Origin of the sequence: Microbacterium sp. SORGH_AS_0888, from assembly GCF_030818905.1 — a bacterium.
Taxonomy (GTDB): domain Bacteria; phylum Actinomycetota; class Actinomycetes; order Actinomycetales; family Microbacteriaceae; genus Microbacterium.
Genome location: NZ_JAUTAZ010000001.1, coordinates 3,581,427 through 3,599,991, shown reverse-complemented (window position 1 = coordinate 3,599,991; position 18,565 = coordinate 3,581,427). Strand labels below are relative to the sequence as shown.

Genomic DNA, 18,565 nt, shown 5'->3' with positions numbered 1-18,565 from the left:
CCTGCATGTCCCAGTTCGGACCGCTCGTCGCGCCGGCGAACGGCGCAAAGCGGGACACGCACCGGTCGGAAGTGGGACATGGTCATGCGCGATACTCCTCCAGATCGCGGGGACCGAACGCGTCCGGCAGCACCTCGTCCATCGTGCGGATGCCGGACACGGTCTCCAGCAGCATGCCGGGTGCGGAGAACTCGTACAGCACCTGACGGCAGCGTCCGCACGGCATGATCGTCTCGGCGGCGCCGTTCACGCAGACGAAGGCGACCAGGAGGCCGCCGCCCGACATCCTCAGGTCTCCGACGAGCGCGCACTCCGCGCACAGGCCGACGCCGTACGAGGCGTTCTCGACGTTGCAGCCCGACACGATCCGGCCGTCGTCGGTGAGCGCGGCCGCCCCGACGCTGTAGTTCGAGTACGGCGCGTACGCGTGGGTCATCGCGTCCACGGCGGCCGCCCGCAGTGCTGCCCAGTCGATGTCGGTCACGGTGCTCCTATCCCTTGATGTACGGCTTGCCGGATGCGGCGGGTCCCCGGATCTGACCGGCGAAGCCGGCGACCGCGAGGATCGTGACGACGTACGGCAGCATGAGCATGAACTCGCTCGGGATCGGCGTCTTCAGAACCGTGAGCAGGTTCTGCAGGTTCGTCGCGAAGCCGAACAGCAGGGCCGCCAGGGTCGCGCGGATCGGGTCCCATCGGCCGAAGATCACGGCCGCGAGCGCGATGAACCCGAGACCAGCCGTCATCTCCTTGCCGAACTGGGGCACCGACACGAGGGTGAAGTAGGCGCCGCCGATGCCCGCGATCGCCCCGGCGAGCGAGACGTTCCAGAACCTCGTCGGGTTGACCCGGATGCCGACCGTGTCGGCGGCCTGGGGGTGCTCGCCCACCGCGCGCAGCCGGAGACCCCACCTGGTGCGGTAGAGCGCCCACGACACGATGACGACCGTCACGAACATGAGGTAGACGATGAAGGTCTGATCGAACAGCACCGGCCCGATGACCGGGATCTCGCTGAGGAACGGGATCGGCACCCGGCCGAATCGAGCGGGATCGTTGAGCGTGGCCTCGTTCGGCACGAGGAGCGCGCCGTAGAGGAAGCCCGTCAGCCCCGTCACCAGCACGTTCAGCACGACGCCGACGATCACCTGGTCGACGAGGTACTTGATCGCGAAGGCGGCGAGCACGAACGACACCAGCACGCCGCCGACCATCGCGCCCAGGAGACCCACGAAGGGGTTCTGCGTCAGGCTCGAGAGGACGGCCGCCGAGAACGCGCCGAGCAGCAGCTGCCCCTCGATCGCGACGTTGACGACGCCGACGCGTTCGCCGATCACACCGCCGAGCGCGCCGAACACGAGCGGCACGGAGAGCGAGACCGCGCCCACGAGCAGGCTCGGAACGGGCACGAGTCCGCCCGCGCCCGCCCACACGAGGAAGGCGAACACGCCCAGGACCGCGAACGGGATCGTCAGCCAGAGCCGCGCCGGCCGGAAGGACCACGCATCCCAGAAGGCCCAGAGGGTGAGAAGCGCGAGCACCGCCAGCACGATCCAGCACGTGGCGGCCGTCGGGACCCCGATGTCGGCGAGCGAGAGCGCGGCGTCGGGCTCGCCCAGCTTGAAGGTCGACACACCGTCGCGAGGCGAGAAGAGGAACAGCGCCGCGAGCAGGAGCGTGGCGATCGCGAGCGTGATCGGCACCTTGAACCGTCGGCGCGTGACGACGGCGAGCGGGACCGCGGTGTCAGCGGCGCGGGTGAGCGTCATGCCGTCACCGCCTTCTTCGCGGCCTTGGCTCTCGCCCTGGCGGCTTTCTCGGCATCCGTCTTGGGGAGGAAGAAGACGGCGCGCAGCAGCGGCGGGGCGGCGATGAACAGCACGATGAGCGACTGCACGACCAGCACGATGTCGACGGGGATGCCCTGTGCCTGCATCGAGAACGAGCCGGCCTTGAGCGCACCGAACAGGATGCCGGCGGCGAAAGTTCCCCACGCCCGACTCCGGCCCAGCAGCGCCACCGTGATGGCGTCGAACCCGATGCCCGCATCGATGCTGGCCGTGAACCCGGTCGTGACGTTGCCCTGGATCTGGTTCATGGCCGCGAGTCCCGCCAGCCCGCCCGCGAACAGCATCGCGTACACGTAGATGCGCTGCACGCTGATCCCGGCGGCCCCGTGCGGCGTGCGGGTTCTCGCCCACCGCCCGCATCCGGAGGCCGAGGCTCGATCGCTCGATGACCCACCACACCAGCGCCGTCGCGGCGATCACGATGACGAAGCCCCAGTCCAGCTGCGGGAAGAGCGGACCGAGCAGATCCGGGAACTGGGCCGTCGCGGGCGTGGCCTGCGTGATGGGCTGGTTGCCGCCCGGCTTCTGCAGGAGACCGGGGGTACGGATCATCCACAGCAGCAGGTAGAACGCCACGTAGTTGAGCATGATCGTGAGGATGACCTCGTGCGCGCCGGTGCGGGCCTTCAGCAGCCCGACGATGCCGCCCCACAGCGCACCGCCGACGATGCCCGCGATCAGCGTGAGCGGCAGGTGCAGCCACATCGGCAGCTGCAGGTTGAACGCGAAGAGGCCGGCGAACATCGCGCCGATCAGCATCTGGCCGCGTGCGCCGATGTTGAACAGCCCCACGCGGAACGCGAGGGCGACGCCGAGACCTGCCGCGATGAGCGGTGCGGCGAAGCCGAGCGAGTTGGTGAGCGGTCGGATCTGCGCCGCGAAGTCCGGAACGCGCGAGTTGAACACCGCCCCGCGGAACAGCGCCTCGTAGCCGTTGTAGACCGCGCTCCAGATGGCGGCGAGCGTGTCGCCGGGGCGGGCGAAGAAGTAGCCGGACGCTGCCTGCACGTCCTCGTTGGTGACGGCGATGAGGACGCCGCCCGCGACCATCGCGAGCACGATCGCCAGGATCGTGGTCACGGCGCTGCCGCGCAGCAGCTCGCGCAGGAAGATGCTCGAGCGCGGCGCGGGATGCGGCTCCGGCGTCGCTGGCGTCTCCTTCCCCGTCAGCGGGCCCGAGACGGGGGGCAGTCCCTCCGTCGCTCCCTTGCTGTCGCCGGTTCCCGGCGTCTGGTCGGTGCTCATGCGGCGGCCTCCGGCTCGGCGGCACCCGCCATCATGAGGCCGAGCGCCTCGCGGGACGTGTCGCCGGGGACGATGCCGACGATGGCGCCGCGGTACATCACCGCGATGCGGTCGGCGAGGGCGGTGACCTCGTCGAGCTCGGTGGAGACGACGACGACCGGGATGCCGGCATCCCGCGTCTCGATGATGCGTTTGTGGATGAACTCGATCGAGCCGACGTCGACGCCTCGGGTCGGCTGCGCCGCGACCAGCAGGCGGAGCTCGCGGCTCATCTCGCGCGCGATCACGACCTTCTGCTGGTTGCCGCCGGACAGAGTGCCCGCCGCCGTATGAGGCCCTTGGGCACGGATGTCGTACTCGGCGATGCGGTCGCGCGCGAAGCGCTCCAGCTCGGCGCGGCGGAGGGTCCCCGCGCGCACGAACCGAGCGTCGTCCGAACGGTCCAGCACGAGGTTCTCCGCGACGCTGAATCCGCCGACGAGACCGTCCTCCTGTCTGTCCTCGGGGACGAACCCCACCCCTTCTCCGAGGATGGCGTGCACGCTCTTGCCGACGAGCTCCGCGCCGCCGAGGCGGATCGAGCCCTCCACGCGGTCGGCGAGCCCGACGATCGCGTCGACCAGCTCGGTCTGGCCGTTGCCCTGGACGCCGGCGACGGCGAGCACCTCGCCCGGGCGGACGTCGAACGAGACGTCGTCCACCACGACGACGCCCGCGGTGGTCAGGACGCGCAGATCTCGGACCTCGAGGCCGCCCTCCCCCAGTCGCGGCGGCTCCTTCTGCACGGTGAGCTCGACGGCGCGCCCGACCATCATCGAGGCGAGCTCCGCGTTGCTCGCGGTCGGCGAGGCCTCCCCCACGACGCGACCCAGTCGGATGACGGTGATGCGGTCGGCGACCTCGCGGACCTCGCGCAGCTTGTGGGTGATGAAGACGATGGAGGTGCCCTCGGCAGCCAGCCGGCGCATGATCGCCATGAGCTCGTCGGTCTCCTGCGGGGTCAGGACCGCGGTCGGCTCGTCGAACACGAGCACGCGCGCGTCGCGCGAGAGCGCCTTGATGATCTCGACCCGCTGCTGCACGCCGACCGGCAGGTCGCCCACGACGGCGTCGGGGTCGATGTGGAAGCCGAAGCGATCGGCGACCGCGCGCACGTGGCGCCGCGCCTTGGCCAGGTCGAGCCGGCCGAGCCCCTTCGTCTCCTCGTGGCCGAGCATGACGTTCTCGGCGACCGTGAAGACCGGGACGAGCATGAAGTGCTGGTGCACCATCCCGATGCCGGCGGCCATCGCGTCACCGGGGCCCCGGAAGCGCTGGGCGCGATCGTCGAGGAGGATCTCTCCCTCGTCGGCCTGGTACAGGCCGTAGAGGACGTTCATCAACGTCGACTTGCCCGCGCCGTTCTCCCCGAGCAGTGCGTGGATCTCACCGGGCTCGACCGTGAGATCGATGTGATCGTTGGCGACGAGGGACCCGAATCGCTTCGTGATCCCTCGGAGTTCGAGCTTCATACGTTGCACCTTATCCAGTGCCCCGTCGCTGACGGAGGGGCTGTACACGGCCAGGGGAACGGACTCGGGGCGAGCAACGGATTCCGCTGCCCGCCCCGAGATCCGATCAGATCACTGCGCCTTCGGCGAGTTCGGCGAGGTCACCGTGATCTCGCCCGACACGATCTTCTCCTGCAGCGCCGAGAGCTCGTCGGTCAGGCCCGACGGCAGCTTCGACTCGAAGTCGTGGAAGCTCGAGAGCTTCACGCCGTCGTTCTTCAGCGTGCCGACGTAGGGCGTGACGTCGAACTGGCCCTTCGCGGCCGACATCGTGGTGTCGTGCACGGCGACGTCGAGCGCCTTCATGATCGAGACCAGCGTGATGTCGGCGACGCTCGAGTCGGCGACCGCGAGGTCGCTGTCGACACCGATCATGACCGTGTTCTTGCCGCTGTCGGCGATCGCCGCCGCGGCGCTCTGGTAGATCGGACCGCCGACGGGCAGGATGACGTCGACACCCTGGTCGAGCACGCCCTGCGCGGTCTGCTTGGCGGTGTCGTTCGCGGCGAAGCCGCCGGTGAAGGAGCCGGACTGCGTCGCGGTGTCCCATCCGAAGACCTGGACGTTGGCGCCCTTGTCGGTGTTGTACTTCTCGACGCCCATCTGGAAGCCGTCCATGAAGACCGCGACCGAGGGGATCTGGATGCCGCCGAAGGTGCCGACCTTGTTGACGCCGTCCTTGGCGGACCACGCCGCCGCGGCGTAGCCGCCGAGGTAGGCCGCCTGCGCCGTGTCGAACACGAGCGGCTTGATGTTGGGCGCGTCGGTCTTGCCGTCCTGGTCGACATCGGCGTAGTCGTCGATGATCGCGAACTCGAGGGTCGGGTTCGCGGTGGCGGCCTCGACGGTCGCCGCGGCCAGCTTGTAGCCGACGGAGATGATGAGGCTGCAGCCCTCGGACACGGCCTGCTGCATGTTCGGTGCGTAGTCGTTCTCGGACGTCGACTCGAGCTCGAGGCTCTTCACGCCGAGCTCGTCGGCGGCCTTGTCCATGCCGGCCTTGGCCGACTGGTTGAACGACTTGTCGTTCCAGCCGCCGTCGTCCGAGATGAGGCAGGGCTTGAAGCCCGCCGCGACATCCGCAGAGCCGCCGCTGGACGCGGTGGTGGTGGGAGCGGCGCCGCAGCCGGCGAGGATCGCGGCGGTGCCCGCGATCGCGAGGCCGGAGATCAGCGCCTTGGTCATCGTCTTCTTCATGAGTCCTCCAAGCAAAGACGTGGCCACCCCGGGGGATTCCGGGGCAGGGACTCCGTCACGTTACACAGTGTGACGACGGGAGGAGACGTCTATGCACAGGACGCAACCCAATGGTTACAAACCCGTGCACTTTCCGGCACCCGGTGCCACCGCGTCCGCGACCCGGTATCAGCCAGGCGCTCAGAGCACGTCGCCGCGGCCGGTCACCTTGAGCGCATCGACGACCTGCTTGACCCGCTGCGCGTGCTCGCTCGTCGTGACCAGCAGCGCGTCGTCGGTGTCGACGACGACGATGTCCTGCACGCCGATGAGCGAGATGACGCGCTTGGTCTGCGAGACCACGATGCCGCTCGCGGCGTCGGAGAGGATGCGGGCGTTCTCGCCGAGGATCGCCAGATCGTTCTTGCGCCCGTTCGACATGAGCTTGGTGAGGCTGGCGAAGTCGCCGACGTCGTCCCACTCGAAGTGCCCCGGCACGACTGCCAGCCGACCCTTGGCCGCGGCGGGCTCGGCGACCGTGTAGTCGATGGCGATCTTCTTCAGCTCCGGCCAGATGCGGTCCACCGCCGGCCCGCGGCGCTCGCGGTCGTCCCAGGCCTCGGCGAGCTCGATCAGCCCCGCGTGCAGCTCCGGCTCGTTGGCCTCGATCTCAGCCAGCAGCACGTCGGCGCGCGAGATGAACATGCCCGCGTTCCAGGAGTAGGCGCGGTCGGCGAAGTAGCTGCGCGCCGTCTCGAGATCCGGCTTCTCCACGAAGCGCTCCACGAGCGCCGCCTCGGGCGCCCCCTCGACCTCGAGCTCGCCGGCCCGCTTGATGTAGCCGAAGCCGGTGGAGGCCTCTGCGGGCTGGATGCCGATCGTGCAGATGTATCCGGCGCGGGCGACGGCCACCGCCTGACGCACGGCGAAGTCGAACACGCGCGGCCCACGGATCACGTGGTCCGCCGCGAACGAGCCGATGACGACATCCGGCTCGCGACGGACGAGCACGGCAGCGGCGAGCCCGATCGCGGCGGTCGAGTCGCGGGGCTCCGACTCGAGGAAGACGTTGACATCGGGGATGCCCGGCAGCTCCCGCTCCACGGCGGCTCGGTGCGCGCGCCCGGTGACGACGGCGATCCGGTCGTGACCGGCGAGCGGCTCGAGCCGATCCCACGTGTCGCGCAGCAGCGTCTGACCGGACCCGGTCAGGTCGTGCAGGAATTTCGGCGCCTCGGCGCGGGAGAGCGGCCAGAGCCGGCTGCCGACGCCGCCGGCGGGGATCACGGCGTAGAAGCCGTCGATAGGGTTCGCCATGCCCCCACGCTAGCGGCCTCAGGTTGCCGGGAAATGACGGACGGGATGTCTCGACACCGAGATGTTTAGGGTCTCCTAAACGGCGCCTGCGGAATGCCCGGGAATATGATGGCTCACAGCGCCCGAGTGACGCAGGAGTCCGTCTCCCGGAGGAGGCGTCGTCAACTCCGCACGTGTTCGATCAGGGAGGACGACTGTGTCAGCACCAGCACGGGTCACGCCAACGCTCGCCCAGACCACTTCGAAGGTTCCACGGGGCACGCTCTACCGCGGCAACGAGGGCATGTGGTCATGGGTGCTCCACCGCATCACGGGCGTGGCCATCTTCTTCTTCCTGCTGGTGCACATCCTGGACACCGCCCTGATCCGGGTCTCGCCCGAGGCCTACGACGCGGTGATCGGCACCTACAAGAACCCCGTCATGGGCATCGGCGAGGTCTTCCTGGTCGCCGCGATCGCGTACCACGCCTTCAACGGACTGCGCATCATCCTCGTCGACTTCTGGGCGAAGGGGGCGAAGTACCAGCGTCAGCTGTGGTGGATCGTCCTCGGCGTCTGGGTCGTGACGATGCTCGGCTTCGCGCCCCGTCACCTCATGAACGTCTTCGCCGCGACGGGAGGCGGTCACTGATGTCCCAGGCCATCGCCGACCCGCGCTCGCCCTTCTCGGCCCCCCGCCGCCGCGGCCCCAACCTCGAGAAGTGGGGCTGGGTGTACATGCGCGCCTCCGGCGTGCTGCTCGTGGTGCTGATCTTCGGCCACCTGTTCGTGAACCTCATGACGGGCGAAGGCATCCACCAGATCGACTTCGCCTTCGTGGCCGGCAAGCTCGCCAGCCCGTTCTGGCAGTGGTGGGACGTGCTCATGCTGTGGCTCGCCCTCATCCACGGCGGCAACGGCATGCGCACCATCGTGAACGACTACGTCACGCACTCGGCCACGCGCCGCGTGCTCGTGTGGGCCATCTGGATCGTCGCAGCGTTCCTCATCGCGCTCGGCACGCTCGTGGTCTTCACCTTCGATCCGTGCCTGGGCGTGACCAGCGACAGCTCGCTCTGGGAGCTGTGCAAGTAAGCACGTCCGCACGACACAACGACAAGAGGCATTCGTGAGCACCCACTCCAGCGCGGACACCGTCGTCAAGGACGGCGTCTACTACCACCAGTTCGACATCGTGATCGTCGGTGCCGGCGGAGCCGGCATGCGCGCCGCGATCGAGGCGGGCCCCGGCGCCAGGACGGCCGTCATCACCAAGCTCTACCCCACCCGCTCCCACACGGGCGCGGCGCAGGGCGGGATGGCTGCGGCGCTCGCCAACGTCGAAGAGGACTCGTGGGAGTGGCACACCTTCGACACCGTCAAGGGCGGCGACTACCTCGTCGACCAGGATGCGGCGGAGATCCTCGCGAAGGAGGCCATCGACGCGGTCATCGACCTGGAGAACATGGGCCTGCCCTTCAACCGCACCCCCGAGGGCAAGATCGACCAGCGCCGGTTCGGCGGCCACACCGCCGATCACGGCAAGACGCCCGTGCGCCGCGCGTGCTACGCCGCCGACCGCACCGGCCACATGATCCTGCAGACGCTCTTCCAGAACTGCGTCAAGCTCGGCATCAACTTCTTCAACGAGTTCTACGCGCTCGACCTCATCACGGTGAAGGACGCGGACGGCAACACGCAGATCGCGGGCGTCGTGGCGTACGAGCTCGCCACCGGCGACCTCCACGTCTTCCACTCCAAGGCCGTGATCTTCGCGACCGGCGGCTTCGGCAAGATCTACAAGACCACCTCCAACGCCCACACCCTCACGGGCGACGGCGTCGGCATCATCTGGCGCAAGGGTCTGCCGCTGGAGGACATCGAGTTCTTCCAGTTCCACCCGACCGGCCTCGCGGGCCTCGGCATCCTCCTGACCGAGGGCGCCCGAGGCGAGGGCGCGATCCTCCGTAACGCCTCCGGCGAGCGGTTCATGGAGCGCTACGCCCCCACGATCAAAGACCTCGCCCCCCGCGACATCGTCGCGCGCTGCATGGTCAAAGAGGTGCTCGAGGGCCGCGGCGCCGGCCCCCACAAGGACTACGTCTACCTGGACTGCACGCACCTGGGTGCGGAGGTGCTGGAGACCAAGCTCCCCGACATCACGGAGTTCGCCCGCACCTATCTCGGCGTCGACCCCGTGACCGAGCCGGTCCCGGTCATGCCGACCGCGCACTACGCGATGGGCGGCATCCCGACCAACAACAACGGCGAGGTGCTGGCCGACAACACGACGGTCGTGCCGGGTCTGTACGCCGCGGGCGAGTGCGCGTGCGTGTCCGTGCACGGCTCGAACCGTCTCGGCACGAACTCGCTGCTGGACATCAACGTCTTCGGCAAGCGCAGCGGCCGCAACGCCGTCGAGTACGTGAAGACGGCCGAATTCGTGCCGCTGCCGGAGAACCCGGCGCAGGAGGTGCGCGAGATGCTCGAGGGCCTGCGCGCCAACACCGGAACGGAGCGCGTGGCGGTGCTGCGCAAGAAGCTGCAGGAGGAGATGGACGCCAACGCCCAGGTCTTCCGCACCGAGGAGACCCTCACCAACGTGATGGGCACGATCCACGACCTGCGCCAGCGTTACAAGAACGTGCACGTCGACGACAAGGGCACCCGCTACAACACCGACCTGCTCGAGGCCGTCGAGCTCGGGTTCCTCCTGGACCTCGCCGAGATCGTCGCCTACGCCGCCCGCAACCGCAAGGAGAGCCGCGGCGGCCACATGCGCGAGGACTACCCCGACCGCGACGACGTGAACTACATGCAGCACACGATGGCCTACCTCACGGGCGATCCGCACTCCCCTGACCCGGAGGACCACATCCGGCTCGACTGGAAACCCGTGGTCTTCACCAAGAACGAGAAGGGCGAGCTCAACTACCCGCCGATGGAGAGGAAGTACTGATGTCGACCGCTGTCGTCGAACAGGACACCGTCGCAGAAGCGGCAGGCGAGGCCCCGATCCAGTCGTACCTGGTGACCTTCATCGTCCGGCGCTTCGACCCCGAGGTGGATGCCGAGCCTCGCTGGGTCGACTACGACGTCGAGATGTACCCCACCGACCGCGTGCTCGACGCACTGCACAAGATCAAGTGGGAGGTCGACGGCTCGCTCACGTTCCGTCGCTCGTGCGCGCACGGCATCTGCGGCTCGGACGCGATGCGCATCAACGGGCGCAACCGGCTCGCCTGCAAGACGCTGATCAAGGACCTCGACATCTCGAAGCCGATCTACGTCGAGGCGATCAAGGGTCTGCCGCTCGAGAAGGACCTCGTCGTCGACATGGAGCCGTTCTTCGCGTCGTACCGCGAGGTGCAGCCGTTCCTCGTCGCCAAGACGGCCGCCGAGCCCGGCAAGGAGCGCATCCAGTCGATCGCCGACCGTGAGCGCTTCGACGACACGACCAAGTGCATCCTGTGCGCGGCGTGCACGTCGTCGTGCCCGGTGTTCTGGACCGACGGCCAGTACTTCGGCCCGGCCGCGATCGTCAACGCGCACCGGTTCATCTTCGACTCGCGCGACGACGCGGGCGATGTGCGGCTCGACATCCTGAACGACAAGGAAGGCGTGTGGCGGTGCCGCACGACCTTCAACTGCACCGAGGCGTGCCCCCGCGGCATCCAGGTCACCAAGGCGATCGCCGAGGTGAAGCAGGCCGTCCTGCGCGGCGCCTGACCCCCCGTCCCTGACCGCGAGACCAGTCCGCGGCGCCGAGACCGGCGGTTTTCTCGCCGGTCTCGGCGCGCAGGACTGGTCTCGCGGTTTCAGCGACCGCCGAGTGACACGGGCAGGTCCGGCGCATCGGCCTCCGGTGTGCCTTCCCGGAGACGACGACGCCCCCAACATCCACGGCGCCGTCCCCGGGATGCGGACACCTCGTCCCCCGCGTACGGACATCACAGCGGATGGTCGGGCGGAGCCTCGAGCGTTCGGTCGACATCCGGAATTCCCACACCGGTCCGTCGAGCCGGCGCATGTTCCGCTCCGGCCGTGCGCGGACTAGGAATATCCGGACACCCCCAGGTCACGAGACCATTCCGACTCCGGGCCGATGCGGCAGGACAGGCCCGGTGTTTGCATAATGGACCCGACGCCGACCGGCGGGCGTGGGGTCCCGCAGCCGGTTCGCACCGAGTCCGGACCATTGACCCGAAGGTCAGACATCGCATGACGCAGAAGCCGCCTCCGCAGCCCGAGAACGCGCCCTCCCGCGGCGACTCCGTCTCCGCGTTCGCGCTCGACCTCGCCGAGCTGCGGCGCTCCGCCGGAAGCCCGACGCTCGACACCCTGGCGGGAACCACCGGTGTCTCCAAGAGCGTCCTCTCCGATGCCTTCGCCGCGCGCCGACTGCCGACGGAGAACACCGTGCGGCGGCTCACCGAAGCGCTGGGGGCAGACCACGCGGAGTGGGTCACCCGACGCCTGGCCCTGGATCCGCGCAGCGCGGCACCGGCCGCGGACGACCCGCCGCGGGGAGTCCCGCGCGAAGGCGCGGCTTCGGCGCGACCGTCGGCGCTGGCGCGTCCGGTGTCGCTCGGCGTGTTCCTCCTGGGCATCGCCGCGACGGCGATCGTCTCGATCGCCTGTTCCACGCTCATCGGCTGGTCTGCGCGCACGGCTCCGGCCGAGCCCGCGGTCGCGGCGTCCGCGGAGCCCAGCTACCTCCCCTACGCCGACGGCGTCGACCCGATGCAGACCGTCTGCCGGGAGGATGCGGTGCTCGCCGGCGGCGACAAGTTCCTCGACGGGCAGGCGCTGATCGAGATGATGTACTCCAACCGGTGCATGGCGGTCTGGGGCCGTGTCACCCGCTACGACGGCAAGGGATCCGGCAACACCCTGTCGGTGCGCATCTACCCGCGATCGGACCCGGAGAGCTCACGCGACCAAGAACGCACGGACACGGACGTGCAGTCCCTGTACACCACCCTGATGATCGAGCCCGACGTCAACGCCCGCGTGTGCGGAGTGGCCACCGTGACCGTGGACGGCGTGGCCACGACATCCACGCCGGTCTGCATCTGACCCCTGAGGACAGCGGATGCCGGGGGCAGACGACGGGGCGGGCGATCGGGCGGACGATGTGCGCGCCTTCGCGGCAGACCTGCGCGAGCTGCGATACGCCGCCGGGAACCCCACCCTCCAGGCGCTCGCCGCCCGGACGTACATCTCCAAGAGCGTGCTCTCCTCCGCGTTCGCAGGACGGCATCCTCCCACCCCGAACACGACCGAACGCCTGGTGACGGCACTGGGCGGCGAGGCCGAGGGATGGCAGCGGAGGCTGTCCGCGTTGCGCGCCCGCGAGAGCCCGCGTCCCGCTCGGGCCCACGTCCCGAGGACGCCGGCTCCCACGAGGGACGGGACACGGCGACGGCTGATCGTCGCAGCGACGGCCGTCGCGCTCGTGGCCGCCGTCGCCGCGAGCACCGCGGTCTGGTGGGCTCCCGACATCCGGTCCGCATCCGATTCGCGTCGCGCCCCCGCGCGTGCGGGGGCGTCCACGCTGCCGGTGGTCCCCGCCTCGGATCCGATGCAGACGGTGTGCCGTGAGGATGCGCAAGCCCGCGCCGTCGCGCCGCGTCTCGACGGAGCGCTCGTGCTCACGCTGTTCTCATCCCGCTCCTGCGGGGCGGCCTGGGCGGAGGTCACGCGGGAGGACGACACCACACGCGGCGAGCCGCTCACGATCGAGGTGTACCGCCAGGGCGACCGCTACGGCGGTCGGGGCAAGCCGCGAACCTCGACGGATGCGACATCCGTGCGCACGGGCCTGCTGCTCGACGTCGCTGCGGGAAGCGAGATCTGCGCCCTCGTGTCGATGAGCGACGCAGGTGTCCCCGTCGAGCTCGGTCCTCCGCTCTGCGCCTGATCTCCCCTCCCTCACCGCGAGACCAGTCCGCGGCGCCGAGACCGGCGGTTTTCTCGCCGGTCTCGGCGCGCAGGACTGGTCTCGCGGTCATGGGTAGGGTGTGAGCGTGACGGACGACCGGTGGCAGCTGCTGCGCGGAGCGGCTCGATGAGCCGATCGAGCGAGCCACCGACCTCACGCGACGCACGCTGGCCTGGTTCCCGATCCGCGTCTGGCGCCACTTCCTCCAGCACAACGGCTTCCTCCTCGCGGCGGGCATCAGCTACCAGTCGTTGTTCACGATCTTCTCCGGCATCTATCTCGCTGCCGCCGGCGTGGGCCTCTGGCTCGGCGGCGACGAACAGGCCGTCGCAGGCCTCATCGACATCGTCAACTCCTACATCCCCAATCTCGTCAGCGAGCACGGTCTGATCCACCCGGACACGGTGCAGGAGGTCGCCGCCAGAAGCGGCGGGAGCCTGGCCACCATCACCGGGCTCATCGCCCTCATCGTGGTCGTCTGGACCGCGATCGGCTTCGTGACCTACACCCGCCGCGCCGTGCGGGACACGTTCGGGCTGCCCTACGACGACCGCAGCTATGTGGTGCTCAAGGCGCGCGATCTGCTGGCGGCGGCACTGTTCGGGGTCTCGCTGCTCGTCGGCTGGGCGCTCGTGCAGATCACGCTCTGGGCACTCGACGTGATGTTCACCCTGATCGGCTGGAACACCGACAGCACCTGGTCGGCCGTCACGGTGCGCGTGCTGACGCTCCTCGTCGCCTTCGCGATCAACGCGCTCGCCCTCGCGCTCCTGTTCCGATTCCTCACCGGAACCTCCTTGCGCTGGCGGCGCATCTGGCCCGGCTCCCTCCTCGGCGGTGCGGCGCTCGCGGTGCTCCAGCTGGGCGCGGGCGTGCTGCTGCTCTACTCCCCCAGCAACCCGCTGCTGGCGACCTTCGCGATCTTCATCGGCTTCCTGCTGTGGTTCCGCCTCAACGGGATCGTGATGCTCGTCGCGGCGGCCTGGATCGCGGTCGCGACGGCCGACCGCGACCTGCCGCTGGTGGCCATCTCCGAGCAGGAGCGGAGACGCCGCGAACGGGAGGCGCTGCACATCGCCGCGCAGGTGCGTCTGCGCGAGGCCCGGGACGCCCGCACCCACGCCCGCTGGTGGGAGCGTCCGCGGGCTCGAGCCCGGGTGCGCGCCGCGGCGGCGGACCTCGCCCGCGTGGAGGCGGCGCTGCCGGAGTCGCCACGGCGCCTCTACGAGCACCCGACCGACGATGTCGGTGGCTCATCCTAGGCTTGATCCGTGCCCAGAGACCTCCGCATCGCCACCGTCAACGTCAACGGAATCCGCGCCGCCGTGCGCAACGGCATGGCCGGATGGCTCGATGCTGCGGATGTCGACATCCTCGCGCTGCAAGAGGTGCGCGCCGAGCGCGTCCACCTCGAGACGGCGCTGCCCGGGTGGGAGCTTGTCCACGACGAGTCGCACACCAAGGGCCGCTCCGGCGTCGCCGTCGCGAGCCGCCTGCCGATCCTCGCGTCGCGGACCGAGCTCGGCGACGACACGGTCGACTCGCAGGGCCGCTGGCTCGAGGCCGATTTCGACGTCGACGGGGAGCGCTTGACCGTCGTGAGCGCCTATGTGCACTCCGGAGAGGACGGCACCCCCAAACAGGACGCCAAGTACGGCTTCCTCGACGCGATGACCGTGCGCCTGCCCGAGCTCGCGTCGGACGGCGCGCTCGCGGCCGTCATGGGCGACCTCAACGTCGGCCACCGACCGCTCGACATCAAGAACTGGCGCGGCAATGTCAAGAAGGCGGGGTTCCTCCCCCGCGAACGCGCCTACTTCGACCGATTCCTCGGCGACGAAGGCGCCGAGATCGTCGGTGTCGACGGCTCGACCGGGACCGGTCTGGGCTGGGTCGACGTGGGGCGCCGATTCGCCGGCGAGGTCGACGGCCCCTACACGTGGTGGTCGAACCGCGGCCAGGCGTTCGACAACGACACCGGCTGGCGCATCGACTACCACCTCGTCACGCCGACGCTGGCGGAACGCGTCGTCGACTATCGTGTCGCGCGCGCCGCCGCCTACGCGGAGCGATGGAGCGACCACGCACCGGTGATCGTCGACTACCGCGTCGGCGTCTGAGCCCACGGGGTCCGTCGTCACGGTTCCCTAGACTGGAGCCGTGACCAAAGCGCGCCTCTACTCCGGAATGCAGCCCTCCGCCGATTCGCTCCAGATCGGCAACTACATCGGGGCTCTGCTGCAGTGGCGCGACCTGCAGGAGTCCTACGACGCGTTCTTCTCCGTCGTCGACCTGCACGCGATCACGGTCGCGCAGAACCCGGCCGAGCTGCGCGAGAAGACACGGCGCACGGCCGCGCAGTACATCGCGGCCGGCATCGAGCCGTCGAAGTCGACGCTGTATGTGCAGTCGCAGGTGCCGGCCCACGCCGAGCTCGCCTGGGTGCTCAGCACGATCACCGGCTTCGGCGAGGCCGGTCGGATGACGCAGTTCAAGGACAAGTCGCAGCGCTACGGCTCGGACGCCACGAGCGTCGGCCTGTTCACCTATCCGATCCTCATGGCCGCCGACATCCTGCTGTACCAGACCGACATCGTCCCGGTGGGCGATGATCAGAAGCAGCACGTCGAGCTCACCCGTGATCTCGCGGAGCGCTTCAACTCCCGCTTCGGCGAGACGTTCCGGGTTCCCACCCCCGTCATCCAGCAGGAGACCGCGCGGATCTACGACCTGCAGAACCCGACGGCGAAGATGTCGAAGTCGGCCGAATCGGATGCCGGCGTGCTGTGGCTGCTCGACGACCCCGCAGTGACGGCGAAGAAGGTCATGCGGGCGGTGACCGACTCGGAGGGGTCGGTGCGCTACGACCGGGAGAGCAAGCCGGGTGTGTCGAACCTGCTCGTCATCTACGCGGCGCTGTCCGGTCGTCAGATCCCGGCGATCGAGGACGAGTACGCCGGCCGCGGCTACGGCGACTTCAAGAAGGGCCTCGCCGAGGTCGTCGTCTCCGAGTTCGGGCCCGTGCGGGAACGCGCTCTCGAGCTGCTCGCCGACCCCGCCGAGCTCGACCGCGTGCTTGCGCACAACGCCGACCGCGCGGCATCCGTCGCCGAGGCGACGCTGGCGGACGTCTATGACCGGATCGGGTTGCTGCGCCGCCGCTGACCCGAGCGCCAACGCGCATAACTCAGGCAGAACCTGCCTCTCGGGCCGTTCTCGGCCCAGCGGCGGCAGTTCTGCCTGAGTTACGCGCAGGTGCGGTCTCGTTCACGGGTCGTGCACCGGCGCCTGTCAACCGCGACGACGACGGGCCGCGACGAGCCCGCGCACCGCGGCGACGACGTGCTCACGCTCGAAGAACAGGTCCTCGGCGAGCGGACGGAGTGTCGTCAGACCCCGCGCGGCGGCGGCGAGATCGCGGCGCCGATCCTCGCGCTGCTTCGCCCACCCCTCATGATGGGCGCGGCTGTCGCACTCGATCACGAGCCATCCCTCGACGAGGAAGTCGACTCGTCCGACGCCGCGGATCCGCACCTGCGCCTGGTAGCGCAGCCCCAGCTGCCGCAGCACGAGCCGCATGAGCGTCTCGGCGCCCGATTCGGCCGAGGCGTCCGCAAGCGAGAGGATCACCGCGTACCGCCGCGGCAGCGACGCGAAGACATCCTGCACCTCCGCGTGCGTCATCAGCCCGAGATGGAGGATGCTGTCGACCGTGGCGACCGCCGCTCTCGCCGTCTGGCAGCGCACCGCCTGAGCCAGGGCGTCGGCGAGAGCGACCACGCCGAGGGCCGGCACGTCGGACAAGGGCCACCAATGCAGCCGCGCGCGGGTCGTGTCGGCCCGACTGAAGCGCCGTGAGCGGTCGTCCGGGGAGCGAAGCCGCGACATCGTCCGTTCGAGGTGCACATGGAGCCTGCTCGTATCCAGGACGAACACTCCGAGCACCGCCAGCAGTGACACGCAGGCGAGGCGACCGCCGATCCGCACCGCCTGGTCGATCCCGTGCTGCGGCGCTCGCATGTAGCGGTCCCGTCGCAGACGTATCAGCTCACCGTCCCGCACGGCACGGGTGATGCGTCGGGGACGATACCCCGCGGCGAGCAGATCAGCCCGGCGGAGCACACCGTCGCTCCGCTCGGGATGTGTCATGCCCTCCACCGTGGCTTGCCGACATCCGCGCTGGCGCTTGCCGGGCGCAGATGTGGACATCCCGCGCCGCCGGGGCGGCTGGGGAGGAGCCGATGCCTGCGCATAACTCAGGCAGAATCGGCCGCGCAGGGGTCCGCGGACTGCTCGAGAGCGCTTCTGCCTGAGTTATGCGCAGTGGCCGGGGCGCGAAGGGCGGGGCGGAACGCGAGGGCGAGCCGGGGCGCGAAGGGCGAGAGGGGCTAGCTGTACTGACCCGGATCGTTGTTGACGTAGGAGAGACCTCCGGGGTCGAGTTGGAGTTGTCTAGGTTCCCTCGAGTCCACGGAGGTCTCTCGTGTCCCACGCTAACGCCCGGCTGACGCCGGCTGGCAGGTTGATCATGGTCCAGCGCATCCAATCTGGGCGCCCGGTCTCGCATGTTGCGGCGGAGATGGGGATCTCTCGCACGGCGGCGTGGCGGTGGTGGGCGCCGCTTCCGGGAGGACGGACCGGCGGGGCTGATCGATCGGTCCAGCGTGGCCGCGTCGCATCCTCGTCGCACGGCCCCATGTGTGGAGACGCGGGTGTTGATCATTCGGCATCTCAGCCGTCGTGGCCCGGTGTTCATCGCGGGCAGACTCGGCATGCACGCGTCGACGGTGGGGCGGGTGCTGCACCGCCACCGAGTCCCGTTGATTCGCGAGCTGGATCCCGTCACGGGCAGAATCATCCGCGCGAGGCGGGCCACTGCGGCGCGCTACGAGCACGACCACCCCGGCTCGCTGATCCATGTCGACGTGAAGAAGCTCGGCAGGATCCCGGACGGCGGCGGGTGGCGCGCGGATCCGACCCAGACCGTCGCTGTTCATCGGACGTCGCATCTGAAGATCGGATACGACTACGTCCACACCGCCATCGATGACCATTCCCGGGTCGCTTACGCCGAGGTCCACGACGACGAGAAGGGTGTCACCGCCGCGGGGTTCTTAGATCGCGCTGTCGCGTTCTACGCCGCCCTCGGAGTGAGGGTCGAGCGGGTCATCAGCGACAACGCGTTCGCCTACCGTCACTCCACCGCATTCCGCGGCGTGATCAACGCGCACGGAATCACTCAGAAGTTCATCCGCCCGCACTGCCCCTGGACCAACGGGAAAGTGGAACGCCTCAACCGAACCCTCGCGACCGAGTGGGCCTACGCCCGACCATGGAACTCGAACACCGACCGCACCGCAGCCTTGCCCACCTGGCTCGATCACTACAACCTAGACAGACACCACCTCGGCATCGGCGGCATCCCCATCGACCGAATCAACAACGGTCGAGGTCAATACAGCTAGCCGGGGCGCGGGGCGAGCGAGAGGGGTGGGGTCAGAGCG

15 protein-coding genes and 2 pseudogenes are annotated in these 18,565 nt (G+C 69.3%); 10 read left to right on the top strand and 7 right to left on the bottom strand.

The features are described from left to right. Positions 1-82 precede the first annotated feature (82 nt). The 6 genes and pseudogenes from QE381_RS17615 to QE381_RS17590 form a co-directional block, all read right to left on the bottom strand. Positions 83-484, bottom strand: coding sequence for a cytidine deaminase (locus QE381_RS17615; RefSeq protein WP_307220286.1), 402 nt, complete (start codon positions 482-484; stop codon positions 83-85). A 7-nt stretch (positions 485-491) separates the two neighbouring features. After that, complete coding sequence (locus QE381_RS17610) at positions 492-1,769, bottom strand: ABC transporter permease (RefSeq protein ID WP_307220284.1); 1,278 nt, start codon at positions 1,767-1,769, stop codon at positions 492-494. Beyond that, positions 1,766-3,095: pseudogene (locus QE381_RS17605) on the bottom strand (ABC transporter permease). Before QE381_RS17605 ends, QE381_RS17610 begins: the two are co-directional and overlap by 4 nt. Then, complete coding sequence (locus tag QE381_RS17600) at positions 3,092-4,606, bottom strand: ABC transporter ATP-binding protein (protein ID WP_307220282.1); 1,515 nt, start codon at positions 4,604-4,606, stop codon at positions 3,092-3,094. Before QE381_RS17600 ends, QE381_RS17605 begins: the two are co-directional and overlap by 4 nt. Positions 4,607-4,717: 111 nt before the next feature. Continuing rightward, positions 4,718-5,842, bottom strand: a complete 1,125-nt coding sequence (locus tag QE381_RS17595; protein ID WP_373426964.1) for a BMP family protein — start codon at positions 5,840-5,842, stop codon at positions 4,718-4,720. Between the two features lie 180 nt (positions 5,843-6,022). Further along, positions 6,023-7,138 carry a mannose-1-phosphate guanylyltransferase gene (locus tag QE381_RS17590; RefSeq protein WP_307220280.1) on the bottom strand — a complete coding sequence of 372 codons (1,116 nt, stop codon included), beginning with the start codon at positions 7,136-7,138 and terminating at the stop codon, positions 6,023-6,025. A gap of 196 nt (positions 7,139-7,334) precedes the next feature. Here QE381_RS17590 and sdhC point away from each other — a divergent pair, with 196 nt between their 5' ends. The 9 genes from sdhC to trpS all read left to right on the top strand — a co-directional run bounded on the left by sdhC (position 7,335) and on the right by trpS (position 16,226). After that, positions 7,335-7,769: a succinate dehydrogenase, cytochrome b556 subunit gene (gene sdhC, locus QE381_RS17585; RefSeq protein ID WP_307220278.1), complete on the top strand. Its 435-nt coding sequence runs from the start codon at positions 7,335-7,337 to the stop codon at positions 7,767-7,769. After that, positions 7,769-8,212, top strand: a complete 444-nt coding sequence (locus QE381_RS17580) for a succinate dehydrogenase hydrophobic membrane anchor subunit (protein WP_307220276.1) — start codon at positions 7,769-7,771, stop codon at positions 8,210-8,212. Before sdhC ends, QE381_RS17580 begins: the two co-directional genes overlap by 1 nt. A gap of 34 nt (positions 8,213-8,246) precedes the next feature. After that, positions 8,247-10,076, top strand: a complete 1,830-nt coding sequence (gene sdhA / locus QE381_RS17575) for a succinate dehydrogenase flavoprotein subunit (RefSeq protein ID WP_307220274.1) — start codon at positions 8,247-8,249, stop codon at positions 10,074-10,076. Continuing rightward, the gene (locus QE381_RS17570; RefSeq protein WP_307220272.1) at positions 10,076-10,846 is read left to right on the top strand and encodes a succinate dehydrogenase iron-sulfur subunit; all 771 of its coding nucleotides are present in this window, start codon (positions 10,076-10,078) and stop codon (positions 10,844-10,846) included. Before sdhA ends, QE381_RS17570 begins: the two co-directional genes overlap by 1 nt. Positions 10,847-11,338: 492 nt before the next feature. Next, a complete protein-coding gene (locus tag QE381_RS17565; RefSeq protein ID WP_307220271.1) occupies positions 11,339-12,196 on the top strand; it encodes a helix-turn-helix transcriptional regulator in 858 nt (285 codons plus the stop codon). A 16-nt stretch (positions 12,197-12,212) separates the two neighbouring features. Further along, complete coding sequence (locus QE381_RS17560) at positions 12,213-13,040, top strand: helix-turn-helix transcriptional regulator (RefSeq protein ID WP_307220269.1); 828 nt, start codon at positions 12,213-12,215, stop codon at positions 13,038-13,040. Between the two features lie 155 nt (positions 13,041-13,195). After that, positions 13,196-14,323 carry a YihY/virulence factor BrkB family protein gene (locus tag QE381_RS17555; RefSeq protein WP_373427001.1) on the top strand — a complete coding sequence of 376 codons (1,128 nt, stop codon included), beginning with the start codon at positions 13,196-13,198 and terminating at the stop codon, positions 14,321-14,323. A 9-nt stretch (positions 14,324-14,332) separates the two neighbouring features. After that, on the top strand, positions 14,333-15,181 hold the full coding sequence (locus QE381_RS17550; RefSeq protein WP_307220266.1) for an exodeoxyribonuclease III: 849 nt from the start codon (positions 14,333-14,335) through the stop codon (positions 15,179-15,181). Positions 15,182-15,221: 40 nt separating this feature from the next. Further along, a complete protein-coding gene (trpS, locus tag QE381_RS17545) occupies positions 15,222-16,226 on the top strand; it encodes a tryptophan--tRNA ligase (protein WP_307220264.1) in 1,005 nt (334 codons plus the stop codon). 126 nt (positions 16,227-16,352) lie between these two features. Here the strand turns inward: trpS and QE381_RS17540 are convergent, their stop codons facing one another. Next, on the bottom strand, positions 16,353-17,210 hold the full coding sequence (locus QE381_RS17540; RefSeq protein WP_307220263.1) for a type IV toxin-antitoxin system AbiEi family antitoxin domain-containing protein: 858 nt from the start codon (positions 17,208-17,210) through the stop codon (positions 16,353-16,355). A 334-nt stretch (positions 17,211-17,544) separates the two neighbouring features. Here QE381_RS17540 and QE381_RS17535 point away from each other — a divergent pair. Continuing rightward, positions 17,545-18,526, top strand: a pseudogene (locus QE381_RS17535) (IS481 family transposase). Positions 18,527-18,565: the final 39 nt, after the last annotated feature.